The 14474-nt window shown below is 42.5% G+C and carries 11 protein-coding genes and 1 tRNA gene; 6 read left to right on the top strand and 6 right to left on the bottom strand.

Features of this window, described 5'->3' with window-relative positions:
- Window positions 1-160 precede the first annotated feature (160 nt).
- The 6 genes from FRZ06_17515 to FRZ06_17490 all read left to right on the top strand — a co-directional run bounded on the left by FRZ06_17515 (window position 161) and on the right by FRZ06_17490 (window position 9558).
- Window positions 161-236 (top strand) — tRNA-Arg (locus FRZ06_17515).
- Between the two features lie 197 nt (window positions 237-433).
- Complete coding sequence (locus FRZ06_17510) at window positions 434-1066, top strand: helix-turn-helix transcriptional regulator (GenBank protein ID QOX65015.1); 633 nt, start codon at window positions 434-436, stop codon at window positions 1064-1066.
- Between the two features lie 409 nt (window positions 1067-1475).
- Window positions 1476-2762 carry a radical SAM protein gene (locus FRZ06_17505; GenBank protein ID QOX65014.1) on the top strand — a complete coding sequence of 429 codons (1287 nt, stop codon included), beginning with the start codon at window positions 1476-1478 and terminating at the stop codon, window positions 2760-2762.
- A gap of 239 nt (window positions 2763-3001) precedes the next feature.
- Window positions 3002-4666, top strand: coding sequence for an ABC transporter ATP-binding protein (locus tag FRZ06_17500; GenBank protein QOX65013.1), 1665 nt, complete (start codon window positions 3002-3004; stop codon window positions 4664-4666).
- A 17-nt stretch (window positions 4667-4683) separates the two neighbouring features.
- Complete coding sequence (locus tag FRZ06_17495) at window positions 4684-6123, top strand: pyridoxal phosphate-dependent aminotransferase (GenBank protein ID QOX65012.1); 1440 nt, start codon at window positions 4684-4686, stop codon at window positions 6121-6123.
- A gap of 150 nt (window positions 6124-6273) precedes the next feature.
- Complete coding sequence (locus FRZ06_17490; protein ID QOX65011.1) at window positions 6274-9558, top strand: HAMP domain-containing protein; 3285 nt, start codon at window positions 6274-6276, stop codon at window positions 9556-9558.
- 145 nt (window positions 9559-9703) lie between these two features.
- Here the strand turns inward: FRZ06_17490 and FRZ06_17485 are convergent, their stop codons facing one another.
- The 6 genes from FRZ06_17485 to FRZ06_17460 all read right to left on the bottom strand — a co-directional run bounded on the left by FRZ06_17485 (window position 9704) and on the right by FRZ06_17460 (window position 14461).
- Window positions 9704-10396: an N-acetylmannosamine-6-phosphate 2-epimerase gene (locus tag FRZ06_17485; GenBank protein QOX65010.1), complete on the bottom strand. Its 693-nt coding sequence runs from the start codon at window positions 10394-10396 to the stop codon at window positions 9704-9706.
- A gap of 40 nt (window positions 10397-10436) precedes the next feature.
- Entirely contained in the window at window positions 10437-10697 is a 261-nt protein-coding gene (locus FRZ06_17480) for an HPr family phosphocarrier protein (GenBank protein ID QOX65009.1), read from the bottom strand.
- Window positions 10698-10851: 154 nt separating this feature from the next.
- Window positions 10852-11748 carry an ROK family protein gene (locus FRZ06_17475; protein QOX65008.1) on the bottom strand — a complete coding sequence of 299 codons (897 nt, stop codon included), beginning with the start codon at window positions 11746-11748 and terminating at the stop codon, window positions 10852-10854.
- 103 nt (window positions 11749-11851) lie between these two features.
- Window positions 11852-12292 carry a PTS sugar transporter subunit IIA gene (locus FRZ06_17470; GenBank protein QOX65007.1) on the bottom strand — a complete coding sequence of 147 codons (441 nt, stop codon included), beginning with the start codon at window positions 12290-12292 and terminating at the stop codon, window positions 11852-11854.
- 19 nt (window positions 12293-12311) lie between these two features.
- On the bottom strand, window positions 12312-12962 hold the full coding sequence (locus FRZ06_17465; protein ID QOX65006.1) for an HAD family hydrolase: 651 nt from the start codon (window positions 12960-12962) through the stop codon (window positions 12312-12314).
- Between the two features lie 98 nt (window positions 12963-13060).
- Window positions 13061-14461, bottom strand: coding sequence for a PTS mannitol transporter subunit IICB (locus FRZ06_17460; GenBank protein QOX65998.1), 1401 nt, complete (start codon window positions 14459-14461; stop codon window positions 13061-13063).
- Window positions 14462-14474: the final 13 nt, after the last annotated feature.

Below are 14474 nucleotides of genomic sequence, written 5' to 3'. Positions count from 1 at the left end.
GCCTTGCAGCCTCGTTTTAATTATGGCGTTTAGGGTTTCATTAAAACAAATAAAATCAAACAACGACTTGAAAGCGACCCTCTGATATGCTAGAATTACTACTGTTGAATCTTTCAGGACGGCAGTCCTATCAATCTGCGCTGAAATTCATAAGTATTATGCTCCCGTAGCTCAGGGGATAGAGCGTCGGTTTCCTAAACCGTGCGTCGGATGTTCGAATCATCTCGGGAGTGCCAAACTGAAATTGCCTCGGCCTTGTGCCGGGGTATTTCAGTTTTTGTAGCTGCGAAGAGATGATTAATACAAATTATATATAAAATCAGTTTCGTATAGCATACCGCAACTGGTAGTTGACATATTTCCAAGTCTAGTTGATTGCAATGCAACCAAACGTTAGGGTACTATGACATTACTTAAGGAAGGAGTACCAGTTATGAATATAGCAGACAGAATACAAAGCCTCCGAAAAACAAAGGGAATATCACAGGAGGAACTTGCAGACCAAGTAGGAGTTTCCCGTCAGGCCGTATCGAAATGGGAAAGTGAACAAAGCACGCCTGATATAGAGAAAATTATTATCATGAGTGATTATTTTGGAGTGACTACAGACTATCTTTTGAAAGGAATTGAGCCGAAGGCGGATGAAATAAGAAAGCAGCCAGATGCTGGAGTATTTTCAATCGTTGGTACAGCATTTAACTTTATAGGGTTGATTGTAGCGATTATGATATGGTATGAAGAGCAAATATCTTCCTCTGTTGCCGTTGGACTTATCATTATGGTGGTTGGGTGTGTGAGTTTTGCAATTGGGCAGAATATGGGTGCTAAAGAAACAAAGGCAAAGGCAAAAAAATATTTTTGGTTAGTAAACTTATGGATTTTGATATTGATACCAATTTCAATATGTTTTAATTTGCTGGATGGCTTTTTCGGTGGATATGTGGGTTTCATTGCACCGTATCCTCAACTTGGAAATTCGTTCAAAACATATGGATTATGCTGGCTGCTATACTTTGGGATTTGCGTTGTTGGAGATTTTTTCATTATTAAAAAGAAAAAGGGCTAGAAAGAAGCTTAAATCAATCTGAAAATTTTAGAACACTGGCTATTAGATATGATTTGATTGCTTCTATTTTGACCTAATAATATAGCTAACACTACAAAAGGCGATGGATTTCCCATCACCTTTTTTGGTTTGGGGAACAGGCTTATGTGATTCTTTTCAAACTATCCGTCAACAGGAATTTGTAAGGATATGGAATAATTTGGCGAGAAAGAATTGCTGAAATTTGGATAAATTATAATATAATGTAAGCAAAGAACACAATAAAACAATGAAATAATGAAACGTTCCTATTCCTCTAAGGCTCTCGTCCTGAATTTCGCCCTTAACCTAAAAAATTGAATAAATCCCACAATCACTCCGTTATTCCCAATGACAGGCGGGTTATTTATGTTAAGTAAAGGAGTATATTATGAAAGAATCAAAATACAATGTTTGTGTGGAACACAACGGTCAGCATCTTATGTTTAACAGCAGAACGACGGCTACTGCCGCTTTGGACAAGCCCGCAAGGGACATACTGGATGCGGTGAGACAAGGGGCAGAGGTGGAAGAAACCGAGCTGGTGAAGGCGATGGAAAAGGCTGGATTTCTGGTTGACGATTTCATCAATGAATTACAGCAGCTTGAAGTTCGATACAACTTAGGCAGATACGAAAAATCCGGCTTGGATTTAATCGTGGCACCAACCATGGCCTGCAATTTTTCATGTCCGTATTGTTATGAATCCGCCAAAAGCGGCATCATGTCAGTGGAAATCCAAGACAAAATCATTTCCATGGCAGAGGACTTTGCACGGAGCGGCCAAAAAATTAAGATTACTTGGTTTGGAGGCGAACCGCTTCTGGCCAAAGAGGTAATCTATCGTACGTCGGAGAGATTAATAGAAATCTGTGAAAAGAACAAAGTGGAATATGAGGCAACCATTATCACAAACGGATACCTCCTGGATGAAGCGACAGTTCGCAAACTAAAAGAGTACAGAGTATCCGAGGCGCAGATTACCCTCGACGGGCTTCCCGCGACACACAATCAAAAAAGAAGGCTAAAGAACAATACCGGTGATCCGACATTTGATCAAATCGTGGAAAACATAATTCTGGCGAAAAAACATGGTATCGCACCAGCGATTCGGATCAACATTGACAAGCAGACGCAAACCGAATTGAAACAGCTTGTGGAATTAATGATAGAAAAAGGCTTGGGCGAAGACCTGTACTTAGGATACCTGGAAGGCAATACAGACAGCTGTAAAGGATATGCAGCAAACTGCCTGAGCCATGAAGAGTTCGCCAAAACCTATGTGGATTATGAGAAGCTGTTGTTAGCCAAGAATCTCAAGCCAGGTTATCCGCTGCTTCACCATACCTATTGCGGTGCTGATTACCTGTATTCTTATGTGATAGAACCCAATGGAAACATGTATAAGTGTTGGAACGAGGTTGGAATTGATAAATATCGTATTGGAAATATTGGAACCTGTGAGGATTACGAACAGTTCATCAGAAATCCAAACGTGAATTATGCGAAATTCCTGACCTGGTCTCCTTTCAACTTTGAAAAGTGCAGAGAGTGCAGCTTCCTGCCAATTTGCACCGGGGGCTGTCAGTATAATGGGCAAAGAGCTGGCGAACCAGTCTGCGATAGATGGAAATATGTATTGGGGGACTACATCAAGCTGACCTGCGATGCCTCCTAACTTACTTATGATAATGCGAACTGCATTATAAACCTTGGGGAAAGGAGGGTCCAATTATGAAGATGATCGTCGAACCAATCGAATTCGACACCCGTGCTGCTACCTGCAGTCACTCATGCTCCAGGTCATGTCAGAAACATTAGAATAATATCATGAAGGCGGGGCAGCGTATGAGTCCGGTTACATAGTTCATACTCTGCCCTCTGCTTTTTTTAATAGAGAATAGTGAGTATTGTATTATGAAACTACGCGGAAGTGGAACTTTTATACAAGCACTGAAACGTACCCATCAGATTGCCAAGGAATATGATGAAACGATGTGGGGGTATTTGTTTTTACTGATTATCTATGCGGGAGTAACACTGTTATTGCCTCTGATTACCGTACAGGTGATCAATGCCTTGGTGGATGCGGACAATTTGCGCAGGTTCCTTATGTTGGCTTTATTATTTTTTGTCATTAACATGTCCAAAGCGACTTTACGGACAATCATCAATATTTACACTGAGAAAAGAGAGTTTCAATACGGAAAAAAATTAGAAAGAATTTCTATGGATCGCTTTTTTGATAAGAAAGGTGAGTTTTATATTAAGAATAAAACCGGCGACATGATGGAAGTGATCATGGATGACAATATGCAGGTGGCCTCCTTTACGTATCAGGTGTACAGAACGGTAGCGGATGTCGTCAACTCACTGGCAATTCTTTCTATTTTGGCATATTTACAGTGGGATCTGGCGTTAATTTTATTGGCGATTCTTCCCTTTATTCTCATTGTTCAAAACAACTTGGAATGGAAACTGGATGATCATTATAGCAAGCTGCGGGAAGAGTTATCGCGGGAGATTTCTTTGACAGAAGAATTTGTGTCAAACGCAGCGCTCATCGCCTCTCATGGCATCAAAGAAAAGTGCAAGCGCAAATATGGGCAGATGCTGAAAAATCTGTCTGTCATCTACAAAAAAATTGTAACGTTATCGAACATCGGTTATGGCGCTTTAGAAGGGTTCATCATCCTATCCATCGCAGTAGCCATGGCCTATGAGGGCTACAAAATCTTTATGGGAACGGCAACCATCGGTGTACTGGTGGCCTTTATCCAGTACTCGGATTTTTTAATTGAACCGGGAAGGATCCTCGCTGCTCTGCGGGTTCAGGGCAATAAACTCATGCCTTCCCTCCGGAGAGTGAATAAGATCTATGATACCACGGGCACGTACGGGGGTCATGAAAAGCCTGTTTTTGAGCACTTTGGGATTGAGTTTCATAATGTGAAATTTTCTTATCCCACAGGCAAAGAGGTATTCAAGCAGGTACACGTAAAGATGGACTCGGGAAAAACCCACGTTATTGTGGGGGCAAGCGGCCAGGGGAAAACAACCATGATTCACCTGATTACCGGTCTTTGGGATACAGCAGAAGGATCACTCACCATCGGCGGGCATTCCATTAAAGATATGAACTTAGCCTATTTGCGAAAGCATATTTCTTTGGTTTCCCAGGACAACTTGTTTTTTAACGAGACCATAAGAGAAAATCTGGTGGAGGATCAGAACCAGCATACGGACGAAGACATCTTTCACGTATTAAAAAAGGTAGGAATGCTGGAGGAGGTCATGGATCTGCCTCACAAGCTAGACACAGAGTTGGGCGATCGGGGATACACCCTCTCCGGCGGGCAGCGTCAGCGATTAGCAATTGCCAGGGCCTTGCTGAAGAACGCACCGATTATTATCTTTGATGAGCCGACTTCCGCACTGGATGAAGGGACAGAGCGCATCATCTTTGATACCATCAAAAGTCTAAAGGAAAAGACCGTTCTCGTCATCACACATAGAAGGAGCCTCATGGATATTGCAGACCATATGTATCAAATTGTCGACTGGGATATCCGGCCTATGTAATTTCTGCGGAGGGAAAGATGAAGCACTTTTTTTTGAGAATAAGCCGCATTCTGCCCCATGCTTGGAAGCAAAGAGCAAAACCTTGGAATCCGAATCAATTTTTATCGAAGCAGTTTGGAATCCATGCGGAAGTATTTCATCTGCCGGTGAGGGACGATTATATGATGCTTTCCTCTGGCGTCAATCACCTTTCCGCGCCGACAATCTGGAAGGAGACCATGCAGAAAGAAATCGAAGAAGACTTTCTGTACCAACGGTATACCTCCATGGATGGGTTTCAGACAGCAAATTACGCGGTCAAGCTCTACGAGAGATTTCTATTTTCAAGGGGGAATATCTCCCTCAAAGCGAATCTTGAAGTTTGCATGACGATCGGAGCAAGTCAAGCCGCCTCCCTTGCCGTCGCCTACCTCCATTCCATTGGCAAGAAAAGGATGCTTTTGGTCGGGATGACATATCCTCTTTATATGACCCTCGGGAATGAATACGGTTATCAAATGAGAGAAAGCCGCTCCGCATTGCCCAATAGGGATATGCCCACAGTAAGTGAGTTGAAGGTGGATATTGAACAATTCAAGCCTGATGTTCTTGTATTTACATACCCCTGCAATCCGTCCGGTGAAAAATACCAGGACGAGGAGCTGGATCAGATCATGCAGACATTATACCAAAAAGGCATCTATTGTATCTTTGACTGCGTGTGTAATATGATCCTGTCTGAAAAGGATGTGACTGTTCCGGAGCCGATGATTATGGAGAACAAAATGATGAGAAAAAGCATTATTGTCAATTCCTTTTCTAAAACCGAAAGTGTTCCCGGCTTTCGGATTGGATACATTGCGGGCCATTATGACGTGATCCAGTTTGTCAGATCGAAGCAAGTAAGTATCATGAATCCGCCGAACATGCCTACAATCGCAGTGTGGATTACGATGCTTTTTCGGTGTTTGCATCTGAGTGAGCAATACGGACAGGCTGAACGAGTGAGAGAGAGGATCATCCTTTGTTTCAAGCGGATGTTTTTTGTCACTACGGTGCTATGCCCCCAGCCTATATGGGACTATGTTACAGAATTAGTGGACGAGCGTCTTTTCGATGAATATAAGAAATACAGAGAGGAAATGTACGCGAAAGAAACAGTCTTTGCCTCAAATAAGGAATATTTCAGCAAAAAATTATCTCCTTACTTGACGGCTTCAACCGAAATGGATGGTGGTTTTAACTATTTAGTAAAGTTAAAACCTTGTTCCAAACTCGGTGAACTGGAATTTTGCAAAGATCTTCTGCAGAAAACGGGGATTGCCATATTCACAGAATCCGGCTTTGCCCTGACGAAGGCAAAGGAAAATGATTACTGGGTGCGCATTTCTTTGGCCGCGCCAAGTGATATCTTTGAAAAAACGATAGACCGGCTCTATCTTTATCTATCAGAATTGGAGAAACACTTCAATTCCTAATAAGTAGAATAATTTGGAGAAACTAATTTCTCTACTTTAGCTTAATTCTTAGTAAAGTATTTCGATATAAATATATGGGGTATATATCTATATATCTACAGACCTATCTATCTATAGGGGTATTTATAATCGAAAGGAAAACACATGTGAATGAAGCAGATTAATTTAGTAGAATGGTTCTTTAACCTCAAAATTACAGTTAAAGTAATTGCAAGTTTTATCGTATGTATGTTGTTAGCAGTATCAATTGCAGTGGGAGTGGCAATTGTGTCCTATCAAAGCTACAATCTTACTGTTGCACAAAAGCAGTCGGGCTATAGCCTCAACGCACTCAGCGGCCGCTTAGAGGAAAAAAGAGTTTCCGCATTAAACGATACCCTTCAGGCTTCCCAATCGTCTGAATTACTAAATGCAATGGCATTGCAGGATGGGGCACTGTTGGACGAGGTAGTAAATGGACTCATTCAGCATACCGATCTGGATTTCATGACCGTAACGAACGCGAGCGGTATGGCAATGACAGAATCCCAGCTTGGCATAAAAGGCATTGAACTACCATCGGAAACCCTGATCAAGAATGCTCTTCAAGGTAGCAGTGCTGCGGAATATAGACGAACAGAAGAGAATCACTTTTACATTCTGTCAGCAGCTCCTATAACAAGTCAAGACGGACAAGTTATGGGGAGTATTGCTGCTGGATATGACTTAAGCAGCAATGAGCTTGTGGATTTGATCAAATCCCTTTACGGAACTGATGTTACGGTATTTGCGGGTGACGTCCGTGTTTCAACCACCATCATCAAGGATGGGTCAAGATTGCTGGGAACAACACTCGATCCAGCAATTGCAGAAATTGTTCTGAAGCAAAAACAGGAGTATTACGGTGAAGCCAATATTCTTGGTATGCCTTATGTCACCGCATACAAGCCAATTTTGGATGCTCAGGGAGAAGCCATCGGCCTAACTTTCTCCGGAAAATCTATGGCCGAAACCAATGCTCAAATAAGAGACACTGTAATGAAAATTGTGCTATTATCTGTTGTTATTCTCTTAGCATTTGCCTTCATAATCATTATTTTTCTACGTAAAAGTTTGTCGATCCCTTTAAGAAGAATTACTGATGTGGCGGATCGTATTGCACTAGGAGATACAGATTTTAACATTGAGAATACAAAAAAAGATGAAATCGGAATCCTAATGGAATCCTTTCTCAAAATGACAAACAGTATAAAGCAACAAGCGGAGGAAGCCGATCGAATCGCCTCCGGTGATCTGGAGATTGAGATCGTGCCACGTTCTGAAAAGGATAAACTGGCCTTTAGCATGGTTTCCGTAGTGAAAACACTAAAGAGCCTGGTATCAGAGGCGGAAAGCATGACGGCTGCTGCGGTTGCCGGAAACCTTGCGAACCGCGGCAATATGAATTCCTTCCAAGGCGGTTACAGAGATATCATCGCAGGCTTTAACCGCACTTTGGATGCGGTCATCGAGCCGCTGGATGTGGCAGCCAACTATATGAATCAGATTAGCAAAGGATCGATTCCTGAGAAAATATCGGAAGAATACAACGGTGACTTCAACGATATCAAGAATAGTCTGAATACCTGTATCGACGCGATCGAAGCGCTGGTTGCCGATTCTTTAATGCTCTCGGGGGCTGCGGTCGAAGGCAGACTAGACACCCGCGCTGAAATTTCCAAACATGGCGGTGATTTTGCAAAAATCGTAGCAGGTGTAAATGCAACACTTGACGCAGTCATCGACCCGCTTAATGTAGCCGCAAGCTATATCAAGCAAATCGGAAACGGTGAGATTCCGGAAAAAATTACTGATGAGTACAGAGGCGATTTTAATAGTATTAAAAATAGCATCAACTCGTGTATTGACGGTCTTGACGGCCTTGTCAAAGGCAAGGAAATATTAAAACAAATGAGCCTGAACGATTATTCATCAAGGATGGAAGGCGCTTATCTTGGAATCTATAAAGATATTTCAGATTCCATCAATATGGTGATCGACCGAATCCAGAATTTGTTCAGAATTCTCGATGAAATTTCTATTGGAGATCTCGATGAGCTTGAAGCTCTGAAGCAAGGCGGGAAAAGATCTGAAAATGATACTTTAGTGCCGACGCTCATTGGTATGATGGAGAATATCAAAGCACTGGTAGATGAAACCAGCATGCTTTCTCAATCTGCGGTGGAAGGCAAATTGTCAGTCAGAGGCCAGGTCGATAAATTCGACGGCGAGTATGCAAAGGTCGTTGAGGGAATCAATCATACTCTGGATGTTGTCATCGCACCGATTTCAGAAGCAACAGCAGTACTTGAAGCGATGGAAAAAGGTAATCTTGGGGTGCTGGTAAAGGGAGACTACACGGGGGATCACGCGCTCATAAAAAATGCACTGAACAGAACTCTGGAGAACCTCCGCATCTATATCTTCGAAATAACCAATGTACTGAAAGAAATTGGAGACGGAAATCTCGATTTAGCAGTGACGGCCAATTATACCGGCGATTTTGTTGCAATCAAGGATTCTCTGAACAACATCATCACCTCTTTAAGCGAAGTGCTCGGAAATATCAACGAAGCAGCTGAGCAAGTTAATTCTGGAGCCAGACAGGTTTCTGACGGAAGTCAGGCATTATCTCAAGGAGCCACAGAACAAGCCAGCTCGATTGAAGAATTATCCGCTTCCATTGCAGAAATTGCAACGCAGACGAAAGAAAATGCAATGAACGCAAATCTTGCAAGCGACCTTGCAGAAGATGCAAAAGCATTTGCAGAACGCGGCAATGATCAAATGAGTGGAATGCTGGATTCGATGGCAGAAATAAACGAGGCTTCCTCTAATATTTCTAAGATCATTAAGGTCATCGATGACATTGCATTTCAAACCAACATCCTGGCACTGAACGCAGCAGTCGAGGCAGCAAGAGCCGGTGTTCACGGGAAAGGATTCGCTGTTGTCGCAGAAGAAGTTCGTAATTTAGCTGCAAGAAGTGCAGAAGCTGCCAAGGAAACAACAGAACTGATAGAAGGTTCTATTTCGAAGGTTAGCTCTGGTACAAAGATCGCAAATGATACGGCAGCTGCCCTCAAAGGCATTGCCAGCAAGGTCGGAGAAGCCGCAGATCTCGTAAAAGGAATCTCCACCGCTTCCAACGAACAGGCTTCAGGCATCGCTCAAATCAATAAGGGGATCGAGCAGGTATCAATGGTTGTTCAAAACAATTCAGCAACAGCTGAAGAAAGCGCTGCAGCAAGTGAAGAACTATCCTCTCAGTCTGAGTTCCTCAAAGAAATGGTGGGCAAATTTAAAATGAAAGAATCAAATACAAGATTCTTGTCCAATCAGTTCGAAGCACCAGAGACAACTCAAGTCAAAGAGATTCCAAGTAGGATCATTTTAACGGAACAGGACAAGTATTAATTTACCAAATAAACAGTGAGCCTTTTAATGGAAGAAGAAAAGCGGTGTCAGATCAGCAGCATCAATTAGATCGGCTTTATGCTTTCCTTCCGGTTTAGAGGCTCACTCTTGTTTCCTTCGGGGATGGGAATCCCTATCCCTATCCCTATCTTATCTCACTCAAAAATCTTGCGGTGATTTCTTGCGGACGTGTAATTGCTCCACCGACTACCACGGCATATGCTCCTGCTTCTAGTGCTTTCTTTACTTGCTTTGGATAATGATATCGTCCTTCTGCAATCACAGGAATCGTGATCTGCTTTGACAGCTCACGCACAAGTTGTAAATCGGGTTCTCCCATTTGAGGCGAGTATTTTGTATAACCGCTTAAAGTCGTACCGACCAAGTCCACCCCCGCCTCATATGCATTCATCCCCTCTTCAACTGTGGATATATCAGCCATCAATAATTGATTCGGATACTTTTTTTTAATATCTTGTACAAAGACACTTACGTCTTTATAATTAGGCCTTTCACGCAATGTGCAATCAAAGGCAATTATATCCGCTTTAACAGCTGCCAGATCATCAATCTCCTGCATCGTTGCTGTAATATGTTGTTCATACCCGTCATATTGCTTCTTGATAATTCCTATCACAGGCAAATTAACGGTTTCTTTTATTTGTACAATATCTCTGGTGCTATTTGCTCTGATCGCACAGGCTCCTGCATTTTTAGCCGCCAGAGCCATCAGGGGCATGATCCCGCCAATCTCAGTATATAAGGGCTCTCCCGGCAAAGCCTGACAAGATACAATCAATCCATTTTTCAGCGAAAGAATCACATTATTTTTTTCCAATTTAGGACCTCCTATTATTTGGAAGGCAGTTATCAAGTGCTTACTCGATCAAGCCATCTATGAAACTTACTAATTGAGAGAGCGCCGCATCTTCACCTTCACCTTTCGTGATAATATCAATCACATTACCTTTGCAGATTGCTAAAGAGAGTATTCCTAATACACTCTTGGCATTAGCTTTCTTACCATCCTTCTCCACATATACTTCACAAAGCGCACTTTTCGCAATTTTTGCGAATTCTGCTGCAGGACGTGCATGTAACCCTGTATTATTTTTTACGCTTACTGCCTGACGTGCCATAATAACCTCCAAATTCATTCCGCATTGGGCGGAATACTTATTCTATTTATTCGTCTCTAATCTCACAGGTGCAACCTTCGTAATGTCAATTTCTAATCTCAAAGATGCAACCTTATTCAATTACAATTCTGCTCCAGGGGAAATATACCAAGGGCTACATATCATCTATTTTTTGCTTAAGGTTGTAGCCTGCTCCCGCCATTCCAGCGTCATTGCCTAACACGGCAAAGATCAATTTTATATTACCAATCGTATTGTTCCAAATATATTTTTCTAGATACTGTTCCATGATAGGACGCAGATAATCTTCCTGGCTCATGATACCCCCTCCAAGAATTACTGCCTGCGGGTTGGTGATACACACACACTGTACGATCCCCTGTGCCAGTGCACTGCACATTCTGTCAATTTCTTTTTGGCATATGGCATTTCCATTCCGTGCCAGATGAAAAATGCTTTTCCCGTCTAATGTGATTTCCTTGTCATCCATTTGATCTAAGACCCGCTGGATCAAAGCACTTACGGACGCCTCCTCTTCAAGGGTCCTACCATTAATCGACATGTAACCCACTTCACCCGCGTTATAGGTGCTTCCATGGTACAGTTTTCCATCTAGAATCAACGCTCCGCCAATACCCGTTCCTACCGTCAAACAAAGAATATGCTCGTAGTCTTGCCCTGAACCATAAGCAAGTTCACCCAAGGCAGCAGCATTCACATCATTTTCAACCGCGCAAGGGAGTCCAAATTCATTTTCCACACGCTTTTTCAGATTAATGCCGATATAATCCGGTATATTATCATTTGCAAATATGATATCTCCTGTTACAGAATTGACTACTCCAGCAGTTGAAATTGCTACGCCCTCTAATTCATAAGCTTTCCGGTTTTCCCTTACGATGGAAACGATTTTCTTTTCAATACCAGGCCCTTTGATTTTCTTTGCATCTGTTGCAATCTCTTTTTTATCGATGAATTCAATTGTTTTTTTACTCACATGAGCAATTCCATACTTGATAGCAGTTCCACCAATGTCGATACATAAATACATGATTATACCCTCCCAAATTAAAGGCCTAGTGTGCGGGCAGTACACGATAACGCTGCAGCATCTAAAACTTGGCACAGCGCTCCAGAGCACTTTCTTGATCCCTCTAATCTGTCAAACTATCATAAAACGCGTCCTTTGACTTGGCCGAAAAAAGCTTCTCCATACGTTCCTCATCCATCAGAACATCTACCAGTTCACTTAGCAGTTCAAGGTGACTTTCGTTATCTACCGATGAAAATGTAATAATCAATTTGACAGGATCGTTTGTGTCTGATCCGAACGGAATTGGAGCTTCTAACAGCGAGAAGCTAATTCCAAGGGCATTTGCACCATGTTCCGGTCTTGTGTGGGCCAATGCCACGTGAGGCGCTATGACGATATATGGCCCATTCTCTTTGACTGCATTTATCATCCCCTCAACATAGCTTTGCAGGATTGCTCCCTTTGCCAGCAAAATCTTCGAAGCTTTACGAATGGCATCTTCCCAATTGTCAGCTTTCAGTCCAACCTCCAGATCATCCAAATGAATTTTATCCAGTAACACGTTTCATCAACTCCTTGCATTAGAATGTTTTCATTAACTCCTCAAGATCAATATCTTTCAGTGAATTTACTTTCATATAATAATTTTCAAACTCACTATGTTTTGTTACTTCGTTTGGGACTACTACTACACGCATTCCGGCATTCCGTCCGGAGATCAATCCATTCTTCGAATCTTCAACAATCAAAACTTCATTTTTATTGACTCCAAGATCCTCCGCTGCTTTAAGAAACAGATCAGGATAAGGCTTGATTCTCTCAACATCTTCTGCTGTAACCAATATATCAAAATAATCCAGGAGCTTCAAACGCGTTAGATGCGTAACTGGCTTGAGTCTTTTTGCCGATGTGGCCAGTGCCAGTTTCAGGCCAAGTCTCTTTGCGGTTTGAATGAACGCAACTACACCATCTTTTGGTTCCAGTAATCTGCTCCTCTCAATAAAAGTATCCAATGTCTCCTGATCAAACTGATCCCGATCAATGGTCCATCCATGTAATTCTTCAAGAGAACAAAACAGATCCTCGCTGCTTGAACCTACGCAGATCAGAAAGTCTTTCATCTCCAATTCATGCTGCAGATTCCGCCGAAACCATTCTGCAAAGATATCAAACCAGATCACTTCTGTGTCAATAATTAAACCATCAAAATCCATAACAATTGCTTTTAGCATCTTCTCTTCCTCTCTTAATGAAAGAAGAGAACCCTTAATTGATGTTCAACGAGTTCCCCTCTTTTCTTATGTCGTCATTGGGCAAGATTAACCAGCAATCATTGATTTTCAGCAACTTGGAGGCTATCTATCAGCTGATCATACTCGGGGGCCTTCAAGTAATCTGTGATTGAGATCAAATAGGCATCTGGCTGTTTTTCTCTTACTCTTTCAACCAAAGACTGGTGCGTAACGATGACTTGGCAGTCTGTTGGGAGGTCACTGACCGAAATATGAAAGACTTTGATCGTTTCAATGCCTGCTTTTGTGATCTTTTTCTGTAATACATTTGCTCCCATCGCACTTGATCCTAACCCAGCATCACATGCATATGCAATTCTCGTTACTTTGGAAAAATCAAACGTGTCACTTCTCACTTCGAAGACGGAAGACACTCGACTTTTCTTTCCTTTTAACCGCTCCATCTCTTTTGCTGCATCCTGCAATTGCTGGTCATTGTTCTTTGCTCTTTTTACCAATGGAGCTGCAAAGGCAAAGGATACTGCTGCGGCAGCCATAATTGAAATAATAATTTGAAGTCGGTCACCTGGGGCGGCCATCATCGAAATGGCGAGAATACTTCCCGGCGAAGCAACACCAATTAATCCCACATTAAAAATTGTAAACAATAGCGTTCCTGTCATACCACCAAGAATCAGCGGCAAGACTAAGATTGGATTCATCAGAATAAACGGGAAATAGATTTCATGGATCCCTCCAAAGAGATGAATGACACTGGCACCGTATGCAGAACCCTTTGAGCCACCCTTACCAAACAGCATATATGCAGCCAAGACGCCAAATCCCGGCCCCGGATTTGATTCCAGCAAAAACAGAATGGATTTTCCCGCGGATGCAAGCTGAGTGCTCCCAATCGGCGTCAAGATCCCCTGACCGATTGCATTATTGAGGAATAAGATCTTTGCCGGTTCAATAAATATCGCTGTGAGCGGCAGCAGCCGATTCTCAACCATTACGTCTACTGCACCAGCCATAACACCAGTCAACGACTCAATTGCAGGTGCAACAGCCACGTATCCGATGATTGCAATCACAGAACCGATCACACCCGCAGTGAAATTGTTGATCAGCAGTTCGAATCCCATAGGGATTTTGCCTTCTACTTTCTCATCGAACTTCTTAAGGATGTATGCCGCGATCGGAGCCATGATCATCGCTCCAAGAAACATCGGAATACCCGAACCGATAATGACACCCATTGTTGCGACGACACCGACGACACTGCCGCGATAATCATAGACCATCTTACCCGCAGCTACTGCGATCAAGATCGGCAGCATATAGACAAGCATCGGTGAAATAAAAGACTTTATCATCTCATTACCGATTGCAACTCCAACAGCAGTTAAGATACCCCAGGCAAGAAATGCCCCCAGGTTCGGAATCACCATCCGGCTGAGTGCGCTTCCAAAATGCTGTGCTTTCACTCTTAATGACATCATACCACTCCTT

It is taken from the genome of Clostridiales bacterium (assembly GCA_015243575.1).
Classification (GTDB): Bacteria; Bacillota; Clostridia; order Peptostreptococcales; family Anaerovoracaceae; genus Anoxybacterium; species Anoxybacterium hadale.
The sequence above is the reverse complement of the archived record's forward strand: the minus strand, read 5'-3'. Positions and strand labels throughout refer to the sequence as shown.

What these genes read in the sequence shown, in the direction of transcription:
- FRZ06_17510 (QOX65015.1), top strand. Translation starts at nt 434, where the DNA reads ATGAATATAGCAGACAGAATACAAAGCCTCCGAAAAACAAAGGGAATA.
- FRZ06_17505 (QOX65014.1), top strand. Translation starts at nt 1,476, where the DNA reads ATGAAAGAATCAAAATACAATGTTTGTGTGGAACACAACGGTCAGCAT.
- FRZ06_17500 (QOX65013.1), top strand. Translation starts at nt 3,002, where the DNA reads ATGAAACTACGCGGAAGTGGAACTTTTATACAAGCACTGAAACGTACC.
- FRZ06_17495 (QOX65012.1), top strand. Translation starts at nt 4,684, where the DNA reads ATGAAGCACTTTTTTTTGAGAATAAGCCGCATTCTGCCCCATGCTTGG.
- FRZ06_17490 (QOX65011.1), top strand. Translation starts at nt 6,274, where the DNA reads ATGAAGCAGATTAATTTAGTAGAATGGTTCTTTAACCTCAAAATTACA.
- FRZ06_17480 (QOX65009.1), bottom strand. Translation starts at nt 10,697, where the DNA reads ATGGCACGTCAGGCAGTAAGCGTAAAAAATAATACAGGGTTACATGCA.
- FRZ06_17475 (QOX65008.1), bottom strand. Translation starts at nt 11,748, where the DNA reads ATGTATTTATGTATCGACATTGGTGGAACTGCTATCAAGTATGGAATT.
- FRZ06_17465 (QOX65006.1), bottom strand. Translation starts at nt 12,962, where the DNA reads ATGCTAAAAGCAATTGTTATGGATTTTGATGGTTTAATTATTGACACA.
- FRZ06_17460 (QOX65998.1), bottom strand. Translation starts at nt 14,461, where the DNA reads ATGTCATTAAGAGTGAAAGCACAGCATTTTGGAAGCGCACTCAGCCGG.